Here is a 22292-nt window from a genome sequence, read left to right as displayed (position 1 = left end):
ATGGCGCGCTATGCCTGCCTCGCGGCGGAAAAAGGTGCCAGAGCGTTACGCATTAACGGCGGGATTAACCTGGCGTTTGGCGTTATCGGCGTGGTGGCGGCGCTGGTGGTCTCGCCGTGGGGACTGTCGAAGCATCCGGTCTGGACGTCGGTTGAACTGTATAAAGTCTTCTGTGCGGTGGTGGCGTTCCTCATCTGGACCGCGGTAGGCTGGTTTACATTCAGACAGAGCCAGCAGCGCTGGTGGCTGGCGGCACTGTGCCCTGCAGGGCTGGCGCTGCTGATTGGTTTTGCCATTCCGAACCTGGTGGTGGATTCCAAACAGCCGCAGTCGCTGGTCGATACCGTGCGCGAGCCGCTTCAGGAAAGCCGATTCGTGCTGGCCAATAACGTTGGCGTGGCCGCGGGCCTGGCGTGGGAGCTGAAGCGCAATGACATCACGATGTTCGATCAAAGCGGCGAACTGCGCTACGGACTGGATTATCCCGATGCGAAAGATCGTTATGTTGATAAAGATGACTTCGCGCAGTGGCTGGCGGAGCATCGTCAGCAGGGGCGCGTATCGCTGGTGATTCTTCTGTCAAAACACGATGAAATCGCGCGCGCAAATCTGCCGAAACCGGACAGCCTGTATATTCAGGGGCGTCTGGCCCTGCTGGAGTATCTGCCGAAGTGATGACCTGGATCTGGCTGATACTGGCAAGCCTGCTCAGCTGCGCGGGACAGCTGTGCCAGAAACAGGCCACCCGTCCGGCGAAAGCCGGGCGGCGCGGGGCGCACATCGCGCTGTGGCTTGGCCTGGCACTGCTGGCGCTGGGCAGCGGGATGCTGGTCTGGCTGGTGGTGCTGCAACGCCTGCCTGTCGGTATTGCCTATCCTATGCTGAGCCTCAATTTTGTCTGGGTGACGCTGGCGGCGAAGGCGTTCTGGCGTGAGCACGTTGCTGCGCATCACTGGCTGGGGGTAGGGTTCATCATCATCGGGATTGTTATCCTGGGAGGGAGCCTGTGAAAGGAGCGTTCTGGGCCTTATGCAGCGTGCTGTTAGTCAGCGCGGCGCAGCTGTTGCTGCGCAATGCCATGCAGGCATTGCCACCGATCAGTGAGATCCTGGTGTTTGTTTCCGCGCTGTGGCACTTCTCGTCCGGCACGGGCGCGCTGCTGCTGGGGTTGACGGGGTATGTGGCGTCCATGGGCTGCTGGTATCTGGCGCTGCACCGTATGGCGCTCAGCAAAGCCTATGCCCTGCTGAGTCTCAGCTATATTCTGGTGTGGGGCGCCGCGATCCTGCTGCCGGGCTGGGGGGAGCGCTTCTCCTGGCACGGGCTGGTGGGCGTCGGGTTTATTATTCTGGGCGTGTTAGTGATTTTTCTGCCCCGAACGTCCCAACGTGAATAATCGACTCGTGGGTCAGGGTATAAGGGGTCGATGTGCAGACGGCAAGGCTCAGCGAGCCGACCTGTAGCTGACTGACCGCGTGCGTCTGCGCCGTGCTGTCGATGCTGACAATCTGCCATGCGCTGCCGCCACGCTGTTTCACAATCGCTTCTTTCCGCGTCCAGATACGCCAGAACGCGGAAAGCCGTTCCTCGGGCGCTTCACGCTCCAGCTCGTCATGCTCCGTCATGCTGAACACCGCATTAGCCAGCGCCTGCCAGTTCTTCCTCGGGCGAATCACTTCGATATCGCAGCCGACTTCACCTTCATCGCTCATCAGCAGGGCAATATCGTCACCGCTGTGGCTCAGGTTGAACCACAGCGGATGACCCTTCGCGAAGGCCGGTTTGCCCTGCTCGCCGTAAATGATGTCGGGGAGCGGGCGAGGGGATAACGTTCTGGCGAGCAGCGTCCTCCCGGCCAGCCAGGAGGCCTGTCGGGCACCCTGAGGCGCCCTGTCTGCGAGCGCTGACGCCAGCGGGTCCGCGCAAAGAGTGGAGATTTTTCCCAGTACTAACTGGTACATAGTTACGCCCAGCGTTTAATGATAATCGAGGTGTTGATGCCGCCAAACGCGAAGTTATTGCTCTGCAGATACTCGCAGTCAATCTGACGGGCTTCTCCCATAATATAATCTAAAGCACCGCATTGCTCATCCGGCTGCGTTAAATTGAGCGTCGGGGCAAACCAGCCTTCACGCATCATCTGCAGGCTCATCCACGCTTCCAGCGCGCCGCAGGCACCCAACGTATGGCCAAAATAGCTCTTCAGCGAGGAAACCGGCACGCTGTCACCATAGATAGCGGCGGTGGCCAGGCTTTCGGCGATATCGCCGCGATCGGTGGCGGTACCGTGCGCGGAGATATACCCCATATCCCGGGCGCTTAATCCCGCCATGGACAGCGACTGCTCCATGCAAATCTGCATGGTTTCACGCTGAGGCTGGGTGATATGGGCCGCGTCGCAGTTAGTGGCAAAGCCCACGATTTCGCCGTAGATCGTGGCCCCGCGCGCTTTTGCATGCTCCAGCTCTTCCAGAATCAGGGTGCCTGCGCCTTCCCCAATGACCAGACCATCGCGCTGCGTATCAAATGGCGACGGGGTGTGTTTAGGCGCGTCATTGCGCTGGCTGGTGGCGAACAGCGTGTCAAACACCGCCGCTTCAGACGGACACAGCTCCTCAGCGCCCCCCGCGACCATCACGGTCTGATACCCGTGGCGAATGGCCTCCCAGGCGTAGCCAATCGCCTGGCTGCCGGAGGTACAGGCGCTTGAGGTCGGGATGACGCGGCCACGTAGTCCAAAGAACAGGCCGGTATTCACCGCCGTAGTGTGCGGCATCATCTGGACGTAGGTTGTCCCGGTGATGTTATTGGTGTGCTTTTCGGTGAGCATGGTCGCGAATTCGCTGACCGGACCGGTGCTGCCAGTCGAAGAACCGTAGGCGATACCGGTTTGACCGTTGGTGAGCACCGCTTCGCCAATCAGTCCCGCCTGCTCCAGCGCCAGCTCGGTGGCGCGGGTCGACATCAACGACACCCGGCCCATGGCGCGAATACGCTTGCGGGTATAGTGCTCCGGCAGCGTGAAATCATCGATCGGCGCGCCCAGCAGGGTATGCAGGCCATCATACACCTGCCATTCCGGCATTTTACGCACCGCGTTTTCATACGCCAGCAGCCTGCTGGAAACGGATTGCCAGTTTTCGCCAAAGGCGGTCACGCCGCCCATGCCCGTAATCACCACGCGACGCGTCATAGCATTCCTCCGTTAATAGAAATGACCTGGCGGGTAACATAGCCCGCGATATCCGACATCAGATAGCTTGCCAGCCCGGCGACCTCCTCAGCCTGGCCCATACGTTTCATTGGGATGATGGACATCGCTTCCTTCAGCGCGGCTTCTTCCATCTCAATCATGCCGGTATCAATCAGACCCGGGGCGATGCAGTTGACGGTGATTTTGCGTTTTGCCAGCTCAATCGCCAGCGCTTTGGTGGCGCCGATAATGCCCGCTTTGGCCGCGCTGTAGTTCACCTGTCCGCGGTTGCCCATCACGCCGGACACGGACGATAAGGTGATAATGCGCCCCCCTTTACGGGTGCCAATCATCGGCATAATGCAGGGGTGAATGACGTTATAAAAACTATCGAGATTGGTGTGGATCACGCTGTCCCAGTCGTCTTCGCTCAGCGCCGGAAAGGCGCCGTCGCGGGTAATTCCGGCGTTGCTGACCACGCCATACCATGCGCCATGGGCTTCAATCTCCTGCTCCAGCACCTCGCGGCACTGTTCGCGGTTACCCACATCAAAGGCGAGTAAACGACCGTTGCCTCCCGCCTGCGTGATGGCGTCCAGCGTCTCCTGCGCGCCTGCGGCATCACGATGGTAATGCACGCCTACGGTAAACCCGTCGGCGGCGAGCTGGCGGGCAATGGCGCGCCCTATGCCTTTGCTGGCCCCTGTGACCAGTACGGAACGACTCATGCGTTAGATCCCTGATTAAAAAGCGATGTTAATTCTTCTGCGCTCGGCTGGAAGGTGTTGACCCGGCCCGTGGCCAGCGTCTCTTCATTCGCGGAAATCGCGCATTCAAAGCTGCCGAAGCGTTCGTCCTGCATCAGCAGCTTAACGGTGATGTCCAGCGTCAGGCCTGCGGCGAAATGCCCGCTGGCGCAGACCAGCTCGCGCGCGCCGAGCACCATGCCCAGCGCGATATGATCCTGCCCCTGCTGCTGGCGATGCCAGCCTGACCAGACGCCGACGGTCTGCGCCATCAGCTCGAGCGCGTACCAGCCCGGCAGGTCGCCATCGGCATTGAGAAACGGCGCCAGCACGCTTTGCCCGTTGACGGCCACGCGGCAGACCGCTGTGTCGTCCGTAACGCACTCAACGGACCCAAGCAGCATCATTGGCGCCTCGTGCGGCAGGTAGGCTTCGGGTGATAAGTAGCTCATGAGGCTCTCCCCAGCAGGATGCTGGCGTTATTGCCGCCAAACGCGAACGAGTTAGACAAAATGACCGGCTTTTTCAGAGCGGCGCGCTGGTGCAGCAGGCCGCACGACGCCAGCGTGTCGTCCGGCGCGTAGCGGGCGAAGTCCTGCGGCGGCAACGGCAGATCGCGCGTCAGAATCAGCCAGCTCAGGGCCGCTTCGGTAATACCGGCGGCGCCCAGCGTATGGCCGGTAAGGTGTTTGGTTGAGCTGCACGGCACGCTTTCCCCGAAGAGATCGTGCACCACCTGCGATTCAATCTGATCGTTGAGCGGCGTGGCCGTGCCGTGCAGGTTGATGTAGCCGATATCCTGCGGCTGCATACCCGCTTCATTAAGCGCCTGTTTGATAGCCCTTATCGCCCCTTCACCCTGAGGATGCGGGGCGGAAATATGGTACGCATCGCTGGATTCGCCCGTTCCGAGCAGCGCCACGTCGGCGGGCTCCCGGCTCAATACCATCAGCGCGGCGGCTTCACCAATGGTGATGCCCTGGCGGTCGCGACCAAAGGGTTCACAGAGCGTAGGGGAGAAGGATTCAAGGCTGTTAAAGCCGTTGACGGGCATCCGGCTCAGGGTATCGGCCCCGCCGACGATGGCGATGTCCACCAGCCCGGCTTCAATCAGACGTTTGCCGCCGATCATCGCCCGCGCGCTGGAAGAGCAGGCCGTGGAGATCGTATAGGCCGGACCTTCGAGCTGAAGCCAGTTGGCGAGGAAGCGGGACGGATCGCCAAGCTCCTGCTGCGGATACTGCCAGCGCGTGCTCGCTTCGCCATGGGTCATGCGCTGTACGTGTTCATCGCCTTCATCCAGCCCGGAGGTGCTGGTTCCCAGCACCACGGCCACGCGGTCGCGACCGACGCGGGCGATAGCCTCGTCGACGGCGGGCTGAATCTGCGCCAGCGCGGCCAGCAGCAGCTGGTTGTTGCGGGTGCGGTGTGCGGAGAAGGCGTCCGGGATGGGCGGAAGCTCGCCTTCCACGCCGCCCAGTACGGCTTCGGGTAAACCCTGCAACCAGCCGGTCCGGGCGTGCATCCCCGGCGCCACGCCTGCCGTCAGGTTCGCGGCAATCTCGTCAGGCGAGTTGCCCAGCGCGTTGACCATGCCAACAGCGGATATATAAATCATCTCAGTCACCCAGATATTGAATGGTGATGTGGTATTTAAAGACGTGTTGCTCGATGCTGATCGGCTCGCGCTTGCCTTTGCGCTGCAGGTAGACAATCTCCGTCACCAGCTTGCCGCTGGCGTTGCGCAGCTCGCGCCGATCGCCATTGTCCGTTAACGTCCAGCCCTTCGGCAACTGCGGCTGCCAGGCGCTAATCGGCCAGTGGCTGAGCATCACGTCGGCCAGCACCTGGCTGGCGGGCGGCAGCTGTGGCACGACGATCGACTGTTCGGTATGAATACCGGTCTCATCGTACGTTGCCAGGAACAGACGAATGCCCACGGAAGAGAGCCCGGCCAGCGTGACCTTATGCGCATCCGCGTTGAGCATCACCAGCAGGGACTGCGTTTGTCCGTTAAAGCTGCCTGTCAGCAGCTGCTGGGAGCTGACCGCCGGGCTAATGCCGGGCGGCGGCAGCGTCACTTTGGTGCCCGGCTGGAGCCAGGCCTGAGGCCGCGTCTCTTTGGTATCGGTCGAATGGCTGCAGCCCGCCAGCAGCAGCGCCGCGGCCAGCGCGACGGCGCGATAAAAAGCGTTCATTTACGTTTTCTCTCTTTCTTATCCGGCATCGCCAGCGGAGCCAGCAGGAAGGCGATAAAAATACCGCTCACCAGCACGATGCCAAAGCTGCTGATGGCCTGGGTGGCGCTGAAGACGAGCATGCCCAGCGTCAGCAGCGTGGTCATCATGGCCAGTGTAATCGCCAGCATCGAGGTCAGCGGCGTACCGCGCGGGTTGCTGAAAAACAGCGTGTAGTTAATGCCAATGCCGAGCACCAGTACCAGCGCCAGCAGTGAGAACAGATTCACCGGGTGGCCCGTTGCGGCCAGCACCGCCAGGCCGCAGCTCAGCGACAGCACGGACGGCACCAGGCTTATCAGCCCTTTACGCCAGCCGAGGCGCAGCATCGCCCCGCAGGCAATCACCGCCAGCGCGGCAAACAGTAGCCCCGTCAGCAGCGTGCGGTAGAGGGCAAACAGGCTGTCAAAGCTGGCTTTGCGATCGACCCAGACGACGCCGTCATGGCGCGCAGCCAGTTCACCGAGGTAAGCGCTGTTTTTCGCGCCGTCCACCGGCACGAGCACGCCGCTTTCCCCGTTGGGCAGGGTCAGCCAGAGCAGACGCCAGCCTTCGCTGGCCGGGCTTTTAAGCCACGCGTCCACGCTGACCGGCATGGCATCGAGGTTTGGGGATACGGCGCTGAGCCCGGCGCTTTTCAGCACGTTCGTCACCGCATGAGCAGCCTCGCGCAGTAGCTTCAGATCGCTTTTCTGGCGCGCCAGCGAGTTCAGCGGCAGGGTACGCCAGCGGGCGATCTCTCCGGCTTTCTGCGCCTGTGCCAGCGCCGGGGTAAAGGCTTCCAGCCGCTCCAGCGTTTGCTGAGGCGAGGCGCCATGCACCACAAACCATTTCTGATCGACGCTCTGTCCGGTCAGGGCGGTAATGGCCTTCTCCTGCGCCAGAATATCTTTCGGCAGGGCCTGCAGCTGGGCGATGTCGTCGTCCACCCTCAGGGTGCTCATCCCCACGGCGGAGAGCAGCGCCAGCGCGACGGGCAAACCAACGGACAGTTTTTTATTGCGTCGCCAGGCGGCCAGCCAGCGCAGCATCAGGACCATCAGCGGAACCGGGCGCACCGGTAAACTGCGGCACAGCCACGGATGCCAGAAAATCACCGTCAGGCAGGAGGCGCTCAGCCCCACGGCGGCGAACACCGCCATCTGGCGGATCCCGGGGAAGGGGGCCAGCATCATAATCAGGTAGGCGGCAACGGTCGTCAGCAGCGCCAGCAGCAGCGCATTGCGCACTTTGGCCAGGCTTTGCCAGGGGGAATGCTCCGCGCCGTGCACCATCCGTTCGGTCAGGTAGTAGAGCGTGTAGTCGGCTGAAATACCGATGATGCTCATGCTCATCACCAGCGTCATCAGGTGCAGTTCGCCAAAGAGCAGCAGCGTCACCACCGTACCCGCCAGCGCGCCGATGGCAATGGAGAGCACGCTCAGCAGCAGCGGGCGCAGAGAGCGGAACACCGCCACGATGAGCAGGAACACGCCAAGCAGGGTGGCGATGCCCAGCGTCGAGACGTCGCGTTTGGCCTGCTGGCTGGCGTAATCGCTGTAGAACACGGTCCCGCGCGAAAGCAGCTGCGCCTGCGGGAAACGCGCTTTTAGCCTCTCCTGCAGCGCGTTAAGCGTCGTCACGAGCCGGTGGGTCTGCTGCATATCAAATGACGAGCCCGCCAGCTCGCCGTGCAGCAGATACCAGTAGTTTCCCGCCTCATCCTGTGTGACCAGCCAGCCGTCCATCAGCCGCAGCTTCTGGCCGTTTTGCGCCAGAGCGAGCTGCGAGCCGCGCATCAGCATCAGGGGATCGTTTTGCAGCTCTTTGCCGCTGACGCCGGAAAAGGCCGAATAGAGCTGAGATAAAATCCACTGCGCCTGCGCTTCTCCGCCGTTTTGCAGGCGGGCGCGGGTGGCGGGATCGATCAGGCCATTCCGGTGCTGCCAGAAGAACTCTCCCCAGGCCTTTTGCCCGGCGGCATCCATCGGGCCTTTGACCTCGCTGAGCGAATCGCTACTTTGCAGCAGCGCCAGCCACTGCTGCGCCACGCGCGGATCGGGCTCTTTGCCGGGGCTGACCAGCCAGACCAGCTGGCGGTCGAGACGCTGCATAAACCCGTCGTTGAGCGCCGGCGGGATCGCCCCCAGCGTCTGCTTCGGCAGCATGGCCAGCACGCTGCTGTTCAGACGCGCACCGGGCAGCAGCGACAGCAGCACGCCCAGCAGAATCAGGCATAGCGTGGCCCACAGCAGCGCCGGGCGCAGGGATTTACGGTGCGGCAAAGCGTTGGCGTTCGTCATCGGTCAGGCTGGCGGGCGTCAGTTGGTGGCGTGAAAGGGCGATATCGGTACGGTCGCCCTGTTTGTCGTTGAGACGAATCGTCTCCAGATAGGTCGCGCCGCCCAGATCGAGGGTGGCGAAAATCTTGTCCAGCGGCGTCGTTTTTGGCGTAAGCACCAGCGACCAGCGGCCCGCGCCCAGGTCTTTAAAATCGATGCGGAAGTTCTCTTCAAGCACCTTGCGGTCGGCCTGGAACAGGGCCCGCAGAAGATGGTTGAACTGGAACATCTGCGGATTATTGTCGGCGGTGACGGTCTGCGGCGGCTGGCCGTTAATGGCCTGAACCATCCGCTTGTCGTCCAGCAGGAGCATCATCGGAAACGGCGCTTTTTGATCCCACAGCAGGCCGCTGTCGCGGGCGATCAGCATCTCGCCCTGCGAGCGCAGCGGCTGCGGCATATCTTTTATGGTGCGAACCTGTTCGAAGTGCGCGCGCACGACGGGCTGCCCGGTGAAGCGCTGCTGCAGTTCATCCAGCGTCACGGCGCTGACCAGCGGGCTGACGATCAGCGCCAGCAAAGGCAACCATCTCATGGCGTCACTCCCATTCGTTCAAACAGTATTGCCGGGCTCACAAAGCACATCTCGCGGGTGGCTTCTTCCACCGCTACCTGGATGGTGTAACCGGTGGTGGTGCGTTTGCCGGTCTGCGCATCGAAAATTTGATAGGCAATGCGCAGGCGGTTTTCATACTCTTCAACGTGCGCGCGGACGCGAATACGCTGCTCAAAGGTTACCGCATCGCGGTATTTCACCCGGGTATCGACGACGGGCCAGACGTAGCCGGAGGCCTTCATCTGGCGATAGCCATAGTCAAACTGATTGAGCAGCGCCTCGCGGGCGATCTCAAAGTAGCGGAAATAGTTACCGTGCCAGACCACGCCCATCATATCGACGTCGTGGAACGGAACGGTGATCTCAACTTCAGTCGTAAAGCGGGGATCGGTCAGCACCCTTTACTCCTTCTCTCTGGACTCTGGCAGATGCCAGAAATCGAAAAAATTAAACCAGTCGAGCGGCGACATGAGGGCGTAATGCTCCAGCCGCTGCGCGTAGCGATCGACGGTATCCTGCAGCGCCTGCTGGCGTTCACCGCGCGGCAGGCGCAGCGGGTCGGCAAACGGTTCGCTGTGCAGGACGAGCTTACCCTGCTGGCGCAGGGCAAAAATCAGCACCACCGGGCAGCGCAGGATGGAGGCCAGGATAAACGGCCCCTGTGGGAACGGTGCTAGCTGGCCCATGAACGGACTCCAGATCACTCGCCACTCACCACCACGCTGCGGATTCACCGCGATGCGGTCGCCCACAATCGCGACCCATTCTCCCCGATCAAGCTTCTCTTTGATGGCAATCGCGGTGTCCGGGCCGATGTCGGTAACCGACATCAAATTCACGCCCGCCTGGGGCGCCATTTCGCTCATAATTTGCTTAAAACGCTGGGCGTTCTCGCTGAAGACCAGAGCGGTGATAATCTTGCTGCCGTCCAGCTGGGCCAGCGCCCGGCAGGCTTCTACGTCGCCAAGGTGCGAGGCCAGCAGCAGCTTGCCCTGCGGCGCCGCGATATTAAGCGTTTCGCTCGCGCCGGGGGCAAAGACCACGTCGCGATCAAACTTCAGCTCACCGCGCCAGCTGGCGACCTTATCCAGCATCGCGTTGCCGAAGCGCATGAAATGGAAAAAGCTGTTGAGCCGCGGGGGAACGGGCATGTTCCGCTGACGCAGCTCTTGCTTCACTCTCTCAATCCACTGCCGCGAGGCCTGGCGCGCCGGACGCGCGATAAGCCAGTACACGCCGATTACCGGCCACAGCAGCACGGTAAAGGCCCGGCGCCCCATCAGCTTCCAGACGCGCAGCATCAGGCGCATGCCCCACAGGCCCTTGACCTCGTCCTGCTGCGCCCAGTGCTGGCGGCGTCGACGGAAAAGCAGGCCGGGCATGCGGGGCAGCATGCCGAAGAACAGCCGGGTATGCATCAGGGAGATCCGCACGTTATCTTTTAACGCGTCGAAGTGGGACAACCCGTCCTGCGGATAGGTGACGCGGGTGGGCAGAAAGACGCTGGTGTTGCCCTGCCAGTAGAGACGGACCATCACTTCGGTGTCAAAGTCCATCCGTTTGCCGAGCGTTTCACGCGCTGCCAGCCGCAGCGTGGGCGAGACCGGGTAGACCCGAAAGCCGCACATGCTGTCTTTAAGCTGCAGGGATAAGGTCTCAATCCACACCCAGACGTGGGTTACCCAGCGTCCGTAGAGCCGCGAGCGTGGAATGGAATCATCGTAAATGGGCTGTCCGGAAATCAGCGCATCCGGGTGGCGCTCCGCCAGCGCCAGCAGTTTGGGGATATCTTCGATGGCGTGTTGACCGTCCGCGTCCACCTGCACGGCGTGGGTATAGCCCGCGCGCGCGCACTCCTCCAGCCCCCTGATGACCGCGGCACCTTTCCCGGCGTTTTGTGCCAGACGGACCAGCGTTACCTGTGGCTGCTCCGCCGCGAGGCGCTCGAGCTCCTGACGGGTGCTCGCTTCGCTGCCGTCATCCACCACCAGGCACGGCAGGCCGAATGGTTCGAGACGCGACAGCACGCGGGCGATCATGGCGCCGTGGTTGTAGCACGGGATCAGCACGCAGGGGCGGAAGGTTACTGACATAGCCGAATTTTCCCGCTGCTGGCGGTATGGCGCTCCGCTCCGGCGTGACGCTGGTAGCTGAAGGTCAGCATCTGACGTTCGGCATGCCACTCAAGCACCAGCGTCACCGTGGTTTCCGGCAGCAGAGGCGCCTGGAACTTCACGTTTTGAATGCTGTGAAAGCGGTAGCCCGGCGCCAGTAACGTCGTGGCGTAGTGCATCACCCAGTCAAGCTGCGCAACGCCGGGCAGCAGCGGCTGTACGGCAAAATGGCCCTGAAACCAGAACAGCGCCGCGTCGAGATGCAAAATGATTTCCAGCTTCTCCGGCTGTGTCTGGCGGCGCTCAATTTCATGAATTTTCATGAAATAACTCCTCTAACTGCGCATAGACACGCTTGTTCATACTGTTTACCGGCATTTCATCGACAATGCGCCAGTAGCGCGGAACGGCGACGGGTTCAAGCCACGGCAGGAGCGCGCGACGCCAGGCGAACTCCTGCGCTTTTTTATCCTGCATATAGCCGCGCTGGCGAACCGCTTCGTCCAGGACCAGCAGTGCGCCAATCCCCTGACGGCCCCCGCGCGTGACCGGCAGCGCAGCCGCTTCGCAAATGCCGTCGATCTCCAGCAGGCGACGTTCGATCTCGTTAAGCGAGATGCGCTTTTCTTCAATTTTGACCACCCGCCCGCGACGACCGGCGATGCTGAACAGCCCCTCGCTGTCGAAGTGCAGGATATCGTCCAGCTGGAGTCCTTCAGCCTCGTGGATCAGTGGCGACGTGACGCGACAGGCATCATCTTCCTGATGGAAGATAACGCCGGGGAAGGCAAGCCACGGCACATTATCCTGCTGGCGATGGCGCCAGGCGAGGATCCCGGTTTCGGTGCTGCCATAAATTTCATCCGGGCAGATGTTAAGCCAGCCCGCGGTGGTGGAAACGTCACACCAGGGCAGCATGCCCCCTGCTGAAATCAGCATTCTGACGGGCGGCGCGGGCAGTTCCGTATCCAGGCGCTTCAGGAACGCCGGGCTGCTGATGAACAGGTAGTGTTTGTCATGAGGAAGGGCGGCCAGCTGCTCTGCGTAGTAGAGCATCGCGGCATGCAGCGGCAGGCCCAGCGCCATCGGCAATACGATGCGGAATGTCAGGCCGTACAGATGTTGCGGTACGACCGAGGCGACAACGCTACAGCCGGTCAGACGCTCGCCGAAGCGGTCAGCCAGCAGACGGGCTTCGCGATCCAGGCTGACGATGTGCTTAATCACCCGGCGCGGGGTACCCGTGGAGCCGGAGGTGAACAGCTCAACGAAGCGGCTTTCGTCAATCTCCGGCAGGGGCGCCCAGCGGCGAGCCGTCTGATGGCTGGAGGCCACCACAATCAGCTTGCCATGGAAACCGAGAGTCCGATCGCTCAGAACGCCGCTAAACAACGACTGCTGTTCTTCAAGCTGCGAGACGCGGCTATGGCCGGGGATGACCGGCGTTTTACCGGCATGCAGCGAGGCCAGCAGCGCAACGATAAACAGGTAGCTGTTTTCAAAGCACAGCGCCCAGCGCTCGCCTTCCTGCTGACGCAGGGTGTCGACCAGCAAGGTCACGTCGTGGCGCAGCTGGCCAAGCGTCCAGGTACGATCGTCAAGCCAGGCAACGGGCGTATCGTCAGGGCGGGGCGCATTTAACCACTGGCCCAGCGGAAGGGGGTTAGTCATTGTGCATCTCTTTTTTAATCACCCGCTGGCGCACCAGCCACTCGATCGCCATCAGTGTTCCCATCAGGATATAAGCCATCATACCGTTCCACAGCGTCCACAAACGCATGTCGCCGTGGAGCACGGTGAACAGCGCCATCGCGCCGTTTCCGATGAAAAAGCCGCACCAGACGAGGGTCACCTTGCGGGTATAGCGCACGCCCTCCGGGGGCAGGTTTGGCTCGCGCAGGCGCGCCAGTCGCTCGACCAGCGGCATCGCGGTCCACAGCGAACCGCCGAACACGGCCAGCATCACAAGGTTGACAACCACGGGGTAGAACAGCAGCCACTGGTGGGTTTTCAGCAGGTAGCTTGCCGCGCAGAGCGCGATGCCCGCGAGCGCCACGCACTGAACCACATACCGCATCGGGCCGGCGTTCCGCCGCGCCTGGCGCAGCCGCAGCAGCAATACCAGCGCCATCACCGGCAACAGCCACTGCAGGCTGTTGTGGGTTAGCCCAAATCCAATCAGGAAGGGCCACGCCAGCAGCATCAGCCCCGTCAGCAGTGGGATGACCGGGAACGTCCGTCCACCACGCACGAGGTCTTACTCTTCGCGCAGAAGCTGTTCGACGGCGTCTACCACATCCTGAACGGTACGAACCGACTTGAAGGTTTCCGGCTTGATTTTCTTGCCCGTTTTCTTCTGCAGATGAACAATCATGTCCACCGCGTCAATGCTGTCCAGCTCCAGGTCTTCGTAAAGACGGGCTTCGGGCGTAATGTCCTGCGGGTCGATTTCAAAGAGCCTGGTCAGAAGGCCGCAGACTTCCTGATAAATGGTTTCTTGTTCAGTCATCGTTCACATCTCAGGCGCGTTGAGCGTTGATAAAGGACGCCAGCGTGGCGACGGAAAAGAAGTGCTGGCGCATCTCTTCGCTTTCGGCAGAAAGCACCACGCCATACTGGTTTTTTACCGCCAGACCCAGTTCCAGCGCATCAATGGAGTCCAGACCCAGCCCATCGCCAAACAGCGCGGCATCGGTATCAATATCCTCTGCGGTAAGCTCGTCCAGATTCAGCGTGGTGATTATGAGATTCTTAATTTCAAGATAAAGCGCTTGCATCATTAATTCCTGACAAAGATTGAAGGCCTGATGTTAATCGATGCTGCAGATGCCGGTTTAACTGCCTTGCCGCCAGCGCCGGTTCTTGTTCATTTGCATCGTAAAATTCGTCGATGTTCACGCGGTCGCGGACATCCACGGTGAAAACAGGTTTTTCTGGCGGTACATCATACCAGCGGCTTTTTTTATCCAGCAGGTGTTCGCTACAGTGGATCAGCACCACCCGCAGATCGCTGTTACAGCGCACGGCGATATTTGCCGCGCCGCGCTGGAGGGAGATAGCCTCGCCAAACCGGGTACGCGTGCCTTCAGGGAAGATTAAAAGCGTGTCGCCCTGAGCCAGACGCTGCTGGCTGGCCGCGAGCAGGGGCTCGGCTTCGCTGTTAATCAGATAATCCGCCGCGCGGATGACGCCGCTGACAAAGGGATTGCGCAGCAGCGCGCTTTTCACCAGGCAGTCGGTTTCGGGCATCACCGACGCCAGAATCACGTAGTCTATTAACGTGGGGTGGTTAGCCACCACCAGACAACCCCGATCGCTGCGCAGCGCGTCAAGATTGTGAATGCGATAGTCCAGTACGCCGAGGCCGCGCGCCACGGTCAGGAAGAAGCGGAAGCTGGCCGCAATGCTGCGACGCGCCAGGCGGCGACGGCTGGCGCGGTCGCGCTGGACGATCAGCAGCAGGTTGAACCAGACCAGCGACAGCAGCAGTCCGCCCACGCCAAACAGCGCGAAGCAGAAGCCGGTCATCGCCAGACGCCATAGCCAGTTGATACGGGCAGCCAGGCGGTTCATGCGCGCGTCCATTGCCACAGCAAACGTTCGCCGGGCACCGCAAACTGACGTTCCTCGCTGAGATAGCGCTGCAGGAACATCAGGCTTTGCGGCAGGGCGGGTTCTTCACCCGTGCTGCCGCTATGGGTTTCACACTGCATTCCGTTGCCGGATTCAATCACCAGCGCCAGCGCGTAAGGCCAGGTGGGCATCTGCGGCGGTAGCGCCGGATGGTAAAATTCCGGCAGCGCGCCGTCAAAATCGACCAGCAGGACGCGGGAATAGCCCGCATGCAGCAGGCTCAGCACTTCATATAAGGCCTGCTGGAAGGTGTCCAGCCCGGCAGAAATGGATGACGAGACGATGGCCTGGCGTGCGGTAATCGTAAGATTGCCCACCGCGGAATTGTGCACGGACATCGCGAAGTCGGTGGGTGAAACGGACTGCCCGGTCGCCAGGGCATGCAGAATACGGTCGTTGCGCTCCAGCTCGCCGTGGCGGCTGGAATAGACGACGGCATCAATGGCGTGGTTTTGCAGCATGGCAAGACCAATATCCACCGCCAGCTTACTGCCTGAGTTGAGGCGGCGTGCGGTCATCATGGGTAAAGCGGTCAGGCGGGGAAGCGGGGCCGCTGGATCGACGGTCAGCTGCAGGCGCGACCACGCCTGCCACTCTGTGGCATCGCTGAGTCCTGGCGCTCTCGCCTGCCAGTCGATAATGTTCAGTGAAAATTTCATCTACGCGCGTCCGCGACAAAAAAACCGTATTCAAAGGGCAGGCTGGGCCACCCGGGCAGCTAAGCTGCTCTATTGTTCACGTTTGGTGCATATCAGCAGGGTATGACCGACCCCAAGGTTGTCCAGCCGCTGTTCAACGCTGAAACCTGCGCTCTCCAGGTAGCGATAAAACTTCTCTACGCTGTAAAACCGGCTATTACCATTCGCCATACAGGTGAAATAGAGCGAGGTGGCATTCAGGCTGAAAGAGGCTGCTTCAAATTTCTGAGCATCCCAGAAAAGCTCCATGATGCACAAACGTGCGCCTGGCTTCATGGCCTGTGCGACGCGCGTCAGCATGGCGACAATCTGATCCGGAGAGAAACAATCCAGGAACTGGCTCATCCACCAGACGTCGGCGTCACCCGGCAATGTTGCTGGGCTAAGCATATCGACAGCATGGAATGCAATACGATGAGAAAAACCTGCTTTTGCGATGTTTTCCTGCGCCAGCGCTATCTGCTGCGGCAGATCGAGGATCGTCACGGCAACATTTTCGTCATAGCGGCAGCAGCGTAACGACCATTTACCCGTATTTCCGCCCACATCGTACAATTTTGTCGGCGAGCTTGCGAATATATATGGCAAAGCAGCGTCAAAAGCGGCGTCAGAATAGTAATGATCGAAGGCGAACCAGCTCTCTTTCGCCGGAGCTGGTAATTGGGATAACGCCGGGTAGATGGTTGGCCAGTTGCCAAACACGGCTAATCCGGCCGGTTTTTCCTCCTGCAGGGCGTCCGCCAGGTGAAATAGCCCCTGATAACAAACGTCCTGGGTGAAATCCATATTTACGCGGGTCATTTCGTCGTGCAGTAAAAAATGGCCCACTTTCGCCAGAAAATAACGTCCATTCTGTTGGGTAACGATTCGACCGCTTAATCCCATATCCAGCAGTACGCTGACGCCATAGCTGCCGAGCGTGCTGTGTTCGGTTATTTCCTCGAGGCTTGCGCCCTCTTTTCCTTGTTTATCGAGCCAGGCGAGAACGCCTGAGTTACGCAGACAAAGCGCAGTCTGGAATAACATCGGGGCAAAGGCGATGCGTTGCGCTTCGGTAATGGCATCCAGTGCGCTGAGTGTGTCCTTTTCGTACATTCCTGCGTAACCTTTGAGGCTAATAAAGAGAGGTTATCGGGCCATACGCGGCCCGACTTTAGAAAAAAATTACAGCGCGGCGCCAGCGGAGAGGTTCAGCTGAATGTCGTGGTCGAGGTTATTCACCCAGCGGTTATAATTTTTGTGGATTTTACCGTCTGCCGCTTTCAGGTTAAGGCTGTTTTCATAGTTGATTGAATAGCTTGTGGCCGTGTACGGAATACTCACCTGGACCGAGTGATCGCGTGACTGCAGACGCCCCTTAATCATTCCCGGGCCGGTTTCCGTCATGATCCAGTCGCGTTTTTGGCCTGCTTTCAAAATTGCCGTTTTTACCTGATCGGCAGTATGGCCCGCGCTGACAATAGAGTGAACCTGAGCGATTGGCGCAGTACGCGCGCAGCCTGCCAGCGCGCCAACGAATACGGCAGCAGCACACCATTTAACGATCTTTTTCATCAACAACTCCATATCAATAATAACAATTAAAGGCAGTGGTTTTTACAAATAATATTCATCCGGCTTTTTGTTATCGCCAGGCGTATTTTTAATCAATATTAATGTTTGCATTACGTTGAAGCGAAGGCGGGAATAATAGCATGGAAAATAAATAAGGATTTCATTTTTTATAATTTGCGTTAAATCATGAATTGCGTTTGAACGTAATGCGCGCGGCGTAATTAAAACCGGAATGAATATCGCCTTAACGCAAATAAAAATACCGCGACGGATTAGGGGCGCGGTAATTCATGGTGTATTACTGACGGTTTAAACCTACCTGTAAAGGTAGGTCGGTTAGCCGGGTAACCGGCTTTTCGGCCTCCCCGGACCGAGCAGGATCGCCAGCTTGCTGCCGCCTTTGGTGGTTTCCATCCAGATTTTACATACGCTGGTCAGAGGAACCGACAGCAGCATACCGACCGGGCCCAGCAGCCATCCCCAAATCAGTAAGGATAAAAAGACCACCAGCGTCGACATGCCCAGACGGTGCCCCATCATGCGCGGCTCAAGAATATTGCCCAGCACCATATGCACCACGAGGAACAGCGCGCCGACCAGCATGCATTCGTAGAAGCCGTTAAACAGAAACGCCTGAATCATCGGCGGCACGGCGGAAAGCACCGCGCCAATATTGGGCACGTAGTTAAGCAGAAAGGCCAGCACGCCCCACATCAGTGCGAACTGCACGTCCATCAGCATCAGCCCCAGCCAGACAATCACCCCGGTCCAGACGCTCAGGAGCGTTTTCAGCGCCAGATATTTGGAGACGCCCTTCAGGGCCCGGTGTAACCCGGCAATGTGAATTTGCGGATTGTTCAGCGCAAAGCGCAGCTTATAGGGGACGTGGCGAACTTCGAACAGCATAAACACCACCGTCATGACCAGCAGCAGAATGCTGGCCATCGCGCCGGAAAGCCCCGTCATCAAGGTGGTGGCGTAGGTCATGACCTTCTCGGAGTCCATCCTGCGCAGCATCCGTTCGGGTGAGATATGCAGATTGAGGAAGGGCACCATCTCCTGCAGCGCGACAATTTTACGCGTCAGCTCTTTATTGTATTGCGGCAGCATGGTGGAGAATTCGCTCAGCGATGCCGCCAGCACGCCGAAGAGCGCCGTCAGGCCAATCAGCATGACAATAACCACGATGGTGATGGCTACCGGACGGCTGACGCCCCGGCGTAAAAACCAGGTGACCAGCGGATTTAGCACAATGGCAAAAAAGAGCGCCAGCAGGAGCTGAACAATAATATCGGCGGCAGCATGGATACCCGCAAGGATAACCACCAGACAGGCGAGTTTTAATAAGATGTGGAGTCCTGCTTTGTCGGACGGGTTAGCGATCATGCGTGTTCCTTAATATGATGACCCGATAAGTGTAGTGCCCGGGCTTCGCTTCGTCTGGCACCGTTAATCTGAAAGTCGGGGCTGATTTTCTTATTGCGCCGTGGTAATAGTGAAACACTGTTGTAAAAAATCCAGGTAGAACCCCATGCCCGAACCTGCCGCTGAACCGGCACTGAGCGGACTGCGCCTCAATCTGCGCATCGTTTCCGTTGTGATTTTCAACTTTGCCAGCTATCTGACCATTGGCCTGCCGCTGGCGGTCCTGCCGGGCTATGTCCATGACGTGATGGGCTTCAGCGCCTTCTGGGCGGGGCTGGTGATAAGCCTGCAATATTTCGCCACGCTCCTCAGCCGCCCGTATGCCGGGCGCTACGCGGACACGTTCGGTCCAAAAAGCATCGTGGTGGTGGGATTGTGCGGCTGTTTCCTTAGTGGCCTGAGCTACCTGCTGGCTGCCACCACCGGCCACTGGCCGCTGGTCAGCCTGGCGCTGCTCTGCCTGGGCCGCGTCATTCTTGGCATCGGGCAAAGTCTGGCGGGAACCGGCTCAACGCTGTGGGGCGTGGGGGTGGTAGGCGCGCCGCACATTGGCCGGGTGATCTCCTGGAACGGGATTGTCACCTACGGTGCGATGGCGCTCGGGGCGCCGCTCGGCGTGGCCTGCTATGCGTTTGGCGGGCTGTATGGGCTGGCTATCACCATTATGGCGGTCGCGCTGCTGGCAATCCTCTTTGCGCTGCCGCGCCCGAAAGTGAAGGCCAGCAAAGGCAAGCCGCTGCCGTTTCGGGCGGTGCTGGGGCGCGTCTGGCCGTACGGCATGGCCCTGGCGCTGGCGACCACCGGCTTCGGCGTGATTGCGACCTTCATTACCCTGTTCTACGACGCCAAAGGCTGGGACGGCGCAGCCTTTGCGTTAACCCTGTTTAGCTGTGCGTTTGTTGGTGCCCGCCTGCTTTTCCCTAACGGCATCAACCGTCTTGGCGGACTGAACGTGGCGATGATCTGCTTTGCGATAGAGATTGTCGGGCTGCTGCTGACCGGAATTGCGATGGTGCCCTGGGTCGCGAAAGTGGGCGTGTTCCTCGCGGGGGCTGGCTTTTCCCTGGTCTTCCCGGCGCTGGGCGTGGTGGCGGTAAAAGCCGTACCGCAGCAGAATCAGGGGGCGGCGCTGGCGACCTATACGGTGTTTATGGATATGTCTTTAGGCATTACCGGCCCGCTGGCGGGGCTGGTGATGGCCTGGGCAGGAGTTCCGGTGATCTATCTTGCCGCGGCGGGACTGGTGGTGATTGCGCTGCTGCTGACGTGGCGGCTAAAAAAATGGCCCCCGGTGCAGGCACCGGAGGCCACGTCATCATCGTGAAGCGTTACTGGATCACGATGGTATTAATGATGTTTTCAGCAGCCGTCTGCGCTTTCTGCTGATCTTCCGCTGGCAGGGTGATCTGCAGGGTCAGCAGCTTATTATCAACCTTGCCCAGCACCACAGAAGAGTATGCGGTCTGGCCTTTTGCGGAGATGATGCTGTCGAGCTGTTGCAGCGTGTGGCCTTTCAGCTCGATGGATTTATTGGTCACGACCTGCAGCTGCGGATCGCGGCCGCGCTGCTGATCTTCCAGACGTTTGGACAGGACGGCCAGATCTTCGCTGGTGTCGTCGCCCACAATCACAATGACCGCTTTCTGCCCGGTTGCGTCGGAGTAAACGTGCATGTTATTCGCCTGGGTCCCCAGCTTGCCGCTCTGATCGGTCATATCGGCTGGCAGAGAGAAGCTGAGTTTGCCATCCATCAGATTCACCGGCTGGCCGGTCGCGTTGCTCTCTGCGGATGCGCCCTGAGCAGGCGTTTTCGTGTCGCTGTTATCACAGGCTGCAAGACCCACAACCAGCAGGCCAATCCCGACATATTTAACCAGATTGCGCATTGACTTCTTCCTTTCGATAAACGGCCATAACGGCTCATTCGCTCATCTTATCACAACTGATAAAGCGAACCCTTAACCAGCCTGCAATGCCGTGATTTCAGATTTATCTGCCAGCCTTTTCAGCAGCATATTGAGCAGCACGCCGTACATCGGCAGGAAGAACACAATGCTAATGAGCACCTTGAAGCAGTAGTCCACCAGCGCGATTTCCATCCAGTGTTCAGCCATGAACGCATCCGGGCTGCGCCAGAAGGCGATGAAGAAGAAGGCCAGCGTATCGCTCACGTTACCGAACAGCGTGGAGGCGGTTGGCGCCATCCACCAGCGATGATTCTGACGCAGGCGGTTAAACACATGCACATCGAGGATCTGCCCCAGCGCGTAGGCCATAAAGCTTGCCGCGGCGATACGGGCAACAAACAGGTTGAAGTGGGTTAATGCTTCAAAGCCCTGCCAGCTTCCCATATAAAACAGTGACGAAACCACGTACGAGATGAACAGCGCCGGGAGCATGACCGAAAAAATAATACGGCGAGCCAGCGGTGCGCCAAAGATACGCACGGTCAAATCCGTCGCGAGGAAAATAAACGGGAAGCTGAATGCGCCCCAGGTGGTGTGAAAACCAAAGATGGAGATCGGGAGCTGCACCAGATAGTTGCTAGAGGTGATCACCAGCAAATGGAAAAGCGAAAGCCAGAACAACGCTTTTACGCGCTGTGATTCAGAAAACGACGTCATATTGTGACCTTTTTATACGTTGGGGTGAGGGAACCCAATAAAAACCGCAGCATGATACTGCTTTGTCAGGACATTGCAATGGTTAGTTTTTACGCAATCGTTAACCTGGTTTGCATTGATCGCAACCGGGCGTAAACTACAGCCGTTTTTACCAGACCGAGAAGACCATGACCGACCTGTTTTCCAGCCCAGACCACACTCTTGATGCCCAGGGCCTTCGCTGCCCGGAGCCGGTAATGATGGTACGCAAAACCGTGCGCAACATGCAGACCGGTGAGACGCTGCTGATTATTGCCGACGACCCGGCCACGACCCGCGATATTCCCGGCTTTTGTACCTTTATGGAGCATGAACTGGTGGCACAGCAGACCGAAGCGCTGCCGTACCGGTATTTGATTCGTAAGGGGTAGATGGGCTGGCGTTGCTGTAGGTCGGGTAAGGCGAAGCCGCCATCCGACGAATATGTGTCCTCTGCGGCCTGATGCCCTCACCCCGACCCTCTCCCACGGGGAGAGGGGGCAAACACTAAAAACGGCAATCTTTGATTGCCGTTTTGCGTTTACCTAGCCTTTCATCCACGCGCGGATCCCGTCCAGGAACATCTGCGTTGCCATCATCACCAGAATCAGCCCCATCAGGCGTTCCAGCGCGTTCACCCCTTTCTCACCCAGCAGGCGCAGGAATAGCGACGACTGCAGCAGGATGATAAACGTCCCGCCCCAGGCGATCAGCAGGGCAATCACCAGATGGCTCATCTGGTTCGGATACTGATGCGACAGCAGCATCAGCGTGGCCAGAATCGTTGGCCCGGCGACGAGGGGAATCGCCAGCGGCACGATAAACGGCTCTTCACCCGCAGGCAGGCCGCTGCTGCTGCCTTCCGCGCTCGGGAAAATCATCTTAATGGCAATCAGGAACAGAATAATCCCGCCGGAAATCGAAACGGTTTCGGCGCGCAGGTTGAGGAATGCGAGAATTTTTTCACCGGCAAACAGGAAGATAAACATCACCAGCAGGGCGATGAGCAGCTCGCGGATCATGATCGCCCGGCGGCGCTTCGGCTCGGTGTGCTTCAGCACCGACATGAAGATAGGCAGGTTTCCCAGTGGATCCATAATCAGAATCAATAAAACCGCCGCGGAAATGATTTCACTCATCTTTAAATTATCCCTGATACTTAGTAGTGTTATT

At 59.4% G+C, this 22292-nt stretch carries 27 protein-coding genes and 1 pseudogene; 5 read left to right on the top strand and 23 right to left on the bottom strand.

Going from position 1 to position 22292, the window contains the following annotated elements; genetic code table 11:
- The 3 genes and pseudogenes from arnT to arnF all read left to right on the top strand — a co-directional run.
- Nucleotides 1–675 (top strand): annotated as a pseudogene (gene arnT / locus DEO48_RS20835) (4-amino-4-deoxy-L-arabinose lipid A transferase); the annotation flags it as partial.
- Nucleotides 675–1010, top strand: coding sequence for a 4-amino-4-deoxy-L-arabinose-phosphoundecaprenol flippase subunit ArnE (gene arnE / locus DEO48_RS20830; protein ID WP_039263049.1), 336 nt, complete (start codon nucleotides 675–677; stop codon nucleotides 1008–1010). The pseudogene arnT and the gene arnE, both read left to right, overlap by 1 nt.
- The gene (gene arnF / locus DEO48_RS20825; RefSeq protein ID WP_109846175.1) at nucleotides 1007–1396 is read left to right on the top strand and encodes a 4-amino-4-deoxy-L-arabinose-phosphoundecaprenol flippase subunit ArnF; all 390 of its coding nucleotides are present in this window, start codon (nucleotides 1007–1009) and stop codon (nucleotides 1394–1396) included. Before arnE ends, arnF begins: the two co-directional genes overlap by 4 nt.
- Here the strand turns inward: arnF and acpT are convergent.
- The 20 genes from acpT to DEO48_RS20725 form a co-directional block, all read right to left on the bottom strand.
- The gene (gene acpT, locus DEO48_RS20820; protein ID WP_109846174.1) at nucleotides 1344–1961 is read right to left on the bottom strand and encodes a 4'-phosphopantetheinyl transferase AcpT; all 618 of its coding nucleotides are present in this window, start codon (nucleotides 1959–1961) and stop codon (nucleotides 1344–1346) included. The genes arnF and acpT overlap by 53 nt on opposite strands.
- Before the next feature lie 2 nt (nucleotides 1962–1963).
- Entirely contained in the window at nucleotides 1964–3193 is a 1230-nt protein-coding gene (locus tag DEO48_RS20815; protein WP_109846173.1) for a beta-ketoacyl-ACP synthase, read from the bottom strand.
- Nucleotides 3190–3921 (bottom strand): 3-ketoacyl-ACP reductase FabG2, encoded by a 732-nt coding sequence (locus DEO48_RS20810; RefSeq protein ID WP_032662188.1) that lies wholly within the window; start codon nucleotides 3919–3921, stop codon nucleotides 3190–3192. Before DEO48_RS20810 ends, DEO48_RS20815 begins: the two co-directional genes overlap by 4 nt.
- Nucleotides 3918–4391, bottom strand: a complete 474-nt coding sequence (locus DEO48_RS20805) for a 3-hydroxy-fatty acyl-ACP dehydratase (protein WP_109846172.1) — start codon at nucleotides 4389–4391, stop codon at nucleotides 3918–3920. Before DEO48_RS20805 ends, DEO48_RS20810 begins: the two co-directional genes overlap by 4 nt.
- Complete coding sequence (locus DEO48_RS20800) at nucleotides 4388–5557, bottom strand: beta-ketoacyl-[acyl-carrier-protein] synthase family protein (protein WP_109846171.1); 1170 nt, start codon at nucleotides 5555–5557, stop codon at nucleotides 4388–4390. The genes DEO48_RS20805 and DEO48_RS20800 overlap by 4 nt, the downstream gene beginning before the upstream one ends.
- 1 nt (nucleotide 5558) lies before the next feature.
- Nucleotides 5559–6137 (bottom strand): DUF3261 domain-containing protein, encoded by a 579-nt coding sequence (locus DEO48_RS20795; protein WP_023309529.1) that lies wholly within the window; start codon nucleotides 6135–6137, stop codon nucleotides 5559–5561.
- A complete protein-coding gene (locus DEO48_RS20790) occupies nucleotides 6134–8458 on the bottom strand; it encodes an MMPL family transporter (protein ID WP_109846170.1) in 2325 nt (774 codons plus the stop codon). Before DEO48_RS20790 ends, DEO48_RS20795 begins: the two co-directional genes overlap by 4 nt.
- Entirely contained in the window at nucleotides 8427–9032 is a 606-nt protein-coding gene (locus DEO48_RS20785; protein ID WP_109846169.1) for an outer membrane lipoprotein carrier protein LolA, read from the bottom strand. Before DEO48_RS20785 ends, DEO48_RS20790 begins: the two co-directional genes overlap by 32 nt.
- Nucleotides 9029–9451: a thioesterase family protein gene (locus DEO48_RS20780; RefSeq protein ID WP_023309526.1), complete on the bottom strand. Its 423-nt coding sequence runs from the start codon at nucleotides 9449–9451 to the stop codon at nucleotides 9029–9031. The genes DEO48_RS20785 and DEO48_RS20780 overlap by 4 nt, the downstream gene beginning before the upstream one ends.
- A 3-nt stretch (nucleotides 9452–9454) precedes the next feature.
- Nucleotides 9455–11146, bottom strand: a complete 1692-nt coding sequence (locus DEO48_RS20775) for a glycosyltransferase (protein ID WP_109846168.1) — start codon at nucleotides 11144–11146, stop codon at nucleotides 9455–9457.
- A complete protein-coding gene (locus DEO48_RS20770; protein WP_045888417.1) occupies nucleotides 11137–11490 on the bottom strand; it encodes a hydroxymyristoyl-ACP dehydratase in 354 nt (117 codons plus the stop codon). The genes DEO48_RS20775 and DEO48_RS20770 overlap by 10 nt, the downstream gene beginning before the upstream one ends.
- Nucleotides 11477–12838, bottom strand: a complete 1362-nt coding sequence (locus tag DEO48_RS20765) for an acyl-CoA synthetase (protein WP_109846167.1) — start codon at nucleotides 12836–12838, stop codon at nucleotides 11477–11479. Before DEO48_RS20765 ends, DEO48_RS20770 begins: the two co-directional genes overlap by 14 nt.
- Nucleotides 12831–13418 carry a hypothetical protein gene (locus DEO48_RS20760; protein ID WP_109846166.1) on the bottom strand — a complete coding sequence of 196 codons (588 nt, stop codon included), beginning with the start codon at nucleotides 13416–13418 and terminating at the stop codon, nucleotides 12831–12833. Before DEO48_RS20760 ends, DEO48_RS20765 begins: the two co-directional genes overlap by 8 nt.
- A gap of 6 nt (nucleotides 13419–13424) precedes the next feature.
- Nucleotides 13425–13676 (bottom strand): acyl carrier protein, encoded by a 252-nt coding sequence (locus DEO48_RS20755; protein WP_008503082.1) that lies wholly within the window; start codon nucleotides 13674–13676, stop codon nucleotides 13425–13427.
- A 10-nt stretch (nucleotides 13677–13686) separates the two neighbouring features.
- Nucleotides 13687–13944 (bottom strand): phosphopantetheine-binding protein, encoded by a 258-nt coding sequence (locus tag DEO48_RS20750; RefSeq protein ID WP_008503081.1) that lies wholly within the window; start codon nucleotides 13942–13944, stop codon nucleotides 13687–13689.
- Entirely contained in the window at nucleotides 13925–14740 is an 816-nt protein-coding gene (locus tag DEO48_RS20745) for a 1-acyl-sn-glycerol-3-phosphate acyltransferase (RefSeq protein WP_032662215.1), read from the bottom strand. The genes DEO48_RS20750 and DEO48_RS20745 overlap by 20 nt, the downstream gene beginning before the upstream one ends.
- Nucleotides 14737–15459 carry a beta-ketoacyl synthase chain length factor gene (locus DEO48_RS20740; RefSeq protein WP_109846165.1) on the bottom strand — a complete coding sequence of 241 codons (723 nt, stop codon included), beginning with the start codon at nucleotides 15457–15459 and terminating at the stop codon, nucleotides 14737–14739. Before DEO48_RS20740 ends, DEO48_RS20745 begins: the two co-directional genes overlap by 4 nt.
- A gap of 69 nt (nucleotides 15460–15528) precedes the next feature.
- Nucleotides 15529–16593, bottom strand: coding sequence for a methyltransferase (locus DEO48_RS20735; protein ID WP_032662220.1), 1065 nt, complete (start codon nucleotides 16591–16593; stop codon nucleotides 15529–15531).
- 69 nt (nucleotides 16594–16662) lie between these two features.
- Nucleotides 16663–17052 carry a hypothetical protein gene (locus DEO48_RS20730; protein WP_023309518.1) on the bottom strand — a complete coding sequence of 130 codons (390 nt, stop codon included), beginning with the start codon at nucleotides 17050–17052 and terminating at the stop codon, nucleotides 16663–16665.
- A gap of 336 nt (nucleotides 17053–17388) precedes the next feature.
- Entirely contained in the window at nucleotides 17389–18438 is a 1050-nt protein-coding gene (locus DEO48_RS20725; RefSeq protein WP_023309517.1) for an AI-2E family transporter, read from the bottom strand.
- Nucleotides 18439–18583: 145 nt separating this feature from the next.
- On the opposite strand from DEO48_RS20725, the gene DEO48_RS20720 reads away from it, so the two are divergent.
- Nucleotides 18584–19801: an MFS transporter gene (locus tag DEO48_RS20720; RefSeq protein WP_109846164.1), complete on the top strand. Its 1218-nt coding sequence runs from the start codon at nucleotides 18584–18586 to the stop codon at nucleotides 19799–19801.
- A gap of 4 nt (nucleotides 19802–19805) precedes the next feature.
- On the opposite strand, the gene DEO48_RS20715 is transcribed toward DEO48_RS20720, so the two are convergent.
- Both DEO48_RS20715 and DEO48_RS20710 read right to left on the bottom strand, forming a co-directional pair.
- On the bottom strand, nucleotides 19806–20363 hold the full coding sequence (locus tag DEO48_RS20715) for a DcrB family lipoprotein (protein WP_023309515.1): 558 nt from the start codon (nucleotides 20361–20363) through the stop codon (nucleotides 19806–19808).
- 72 nt (nucleotides 20364–20435) lie between these two features.
- Entirely contained in the window at nucleotides 20436–21101 is a 666-nt protein-coding gene (locus DEO48_RS20710) for a 7-cyano-7-deazaguanine/7-aminomethyl-7-deazaguanine transporter (RefSeq protein ID WP_023309514.1), read from the bottom strand.
- A 167-nt stretch (nucleotides 21102–21268) separates the two neighbouring features.
- Between DEO48_RS20710 and tusA the strand changes: the two genes are divergently transcribed.
- Entirely contained in the window at nucleotides 21269–21511 is a 243-nt protein-coding gene (gene tusA / locus DEO48_RS20705) for a sulfurtransferase TusA (protein WP_008503071.1), read from the top strand.
- Between the two features lie 153 nt (nucleotides 21512–21664).
- On the opposite strand, the gene yhgN is transcribed toward tusA, so the two are convergent.
- Entirely contained in the window at nucleotides 21665–22258 is a 594-nt protein-coding gene (gene yhgN / locus DEO48_RS20700) for an NAAT family transporter YhgN (protein WP_003861574.1), read from the bottom strand.
- Nucleotides 22259–22292 lie beyond the last annotated feature (34 nt).

Source organism: Enterobacter sp. CGMCC 5087 (assembly GCF_003144775.1).
Taxonomy (GTDB): Bacteria; Pseudomonadota; Gammaproteobacteria; order Enterobacterales; family Enterobacteriaceae; genus Enterobacter; species Enterobacter cloacae_M.
Note: the sequence above shows the minus strand (reverse complement) of the source record. Positions and strands in the feature narration are given on the sequence as shown.

What these genes read in the sequence shown, in the direction of transcription:
- DEO48_RS20770 (WP_045888417.1), bottom strand. Translation starts at nt 11,490, where the DNA reads ATGAAAATTCATGAAATTGAGCGCCGCCAGACACAGCCGGAGAAGCTG.
- DEO48_RS20795 (WP_023309529.1), bottom strand. Translation starts at nt 6,137, where the DNA reads ATGAACGCTTTTTATCGCGCCGTCGCGCTGGCCGCGGCGCTGCTGCTG.
- arnE (WP_039263049.1), top strand. Translation starts at nt 675, where the DNA reads ATGACCTGGATCTGGCTGATACTGGCAAGCCTGCTCAGCTGCGCGGGA.
- DEO48_RS20750 (WP_008503081.1), bottom strand. Translation starts at nt 13,944, where the DNA reads ATGCAAGCGCTTTATCTTGAAATTAAGAATCTCATAATCACCACGCTG.
- DEO48_RS20785 (WP_109846169.1), bottom strand. Translation starts at nt 9,032, where the DNA reads ATGAGATGGTTGCCTTTGCTGGCGCTGATCGTCAGCCCGCTGGTCAGC.
- acpT (WP_109846174.1), bottom strand. Translation starts at nt 1,961, where the DNA reads ATGTACCAGTTAGTACTGGGAAAAATCTCCACTCTTTGCGCGGACCCG.
- DEO48_RS20775 (WP_109846168.1), bottom strand. Translation starts at nt 11,146, where the DNA reads ATGTCAGTAACCTTCCGCCCCTGCGTGCTGATCCCGTGCTACAACCAC.
- DEO48_RS20745 (WP_032662215.1), bottom strand. Translation starts at nt 14,740, where the DNA reads ATGAACCGCCTGGCTGCCCGTATCAACTGGCTATGGCGTCTGGCGATG.
- DEO48_RS20710 (WP_023309514.1), bottom strand. Translation starts at nt 21,101, where the DNA reads ATGACGTCGTTTTCTGAATCACAGCGCGTAAAAGCGTTGTTCTGGCTT.
- DEO48_RS20800 (WP_109846171.1), bottom strand. Translation starts at nt 5,557, where the DNA reads ATGATTTATATATCCGCTGTTGGCATGGTCAACGCGCTGGGCAACTCG.
- DEO48_RS20725 (WP_023309517.1), bottom strand. Translation starts at nt 18,438, where the DNA reads ATGATCGCTAACCCGTCCGACAAAGCAGGACTCCACATCTTATTAAAA.
- DEO48_RS20715 (WP_023309515.1), bottom strand. Translation starts at nt 20,363, where the DNA reads ATGCGCAATCTGGTTAAATATGTCGGGATTGGCCTGCTGGTTGTGGGT.
- yhgN (WP_003861574.1), bottom strand. Translation starts at nt 22,258, where the DNA reads ATGAGTGAAATCATTTCCGCGGCGGTTTTATTGATTCTGATTATGGAT.
- DEO48_RS20790 (WP_109846170.1), bottom strand. Translation starts at nt 8,458, where the DNA reads ATGACGAACGCCAACGCTTTGCCGCACCGTAAATCCCTGCGCCCGGCG.
- DEO48_RS20755 (WP_008503082.1), bottom strand. Translation starts at nt 13,676, where the DNA reads ATGACTGAACAAGAAACCATTTATCAGGAAGTCTGCGGCCTTCTGACC.
- DEO48_RS20810 (WP_032662188.1), bottom strand. Translation starts at nt 3,921, where the DNA reads ATGAGTCGTTCCGTACTGGTCACAGGGGCCAGCAAAGGCATAGGGCGC.
- tusA (WP_008503071.1), top strand. Translation starts at nt 21,269, where the DNA reads ATGACCGACCTGTTTTCCAGCCCAGACCACACTCTTGATGCCCAGGGC.
- DEO48_RS20730 (WP_023309518.1), bottom strand. Translation starts at nt 17,052, where the DNA reads ATGAAAAAGATCGTTAAATGGTGTGCTGCTGCCGTATTCGTTGGCGCG.
- DEO48_RS20765 (WP_109846167.1), bottom strand. Translation starts at nt 12,838, where the DNA reads ATGACTAACCCCCTTCCGCTGGGCCAGTGGTTAAATGCGCCCCGCCCT.
- DEO48_RS20735 (WP_032662220.1), bottom strand. Translation starts at nt 16,593, where the DNA reads ATGTACGAAAAGGACACACTCAGCGCACTGGATGCCATTACCGAAGCG.
- DEO48_RS20805 (WP_109846172.1), bottom strand. Translation starts at nt 4,391, where the DNA reads ATGAGCTACTTATCACCCGAAGCCTACCTGCCGCACGAGGCGCCAATG.
- DEO48_RS20815 (WP_109846173.1), bottom strand. Translation starts at nt 3,193, where the DNA reads ATGACGCGTCGCGTGGTGATTACGGGCATGGGCGGCGTGACCGCCTTT.
- DEO48_RS20720 (WP_109846164.1), top strand. Translation starts at nt 18,584, where the DNA reads ATGCCCGAACCTGCCGCTGAACCGGCACTGAGCGGACTGCGCCTCAAT.
- DEO48_RS20740 (WP_109846165.1), bottom strand. Translation starts at nt 15,459, where the DNA reads ATGAAATTTTCACTGAACATTATCGACTGGCAGGCGAGAGCGCCAGGA.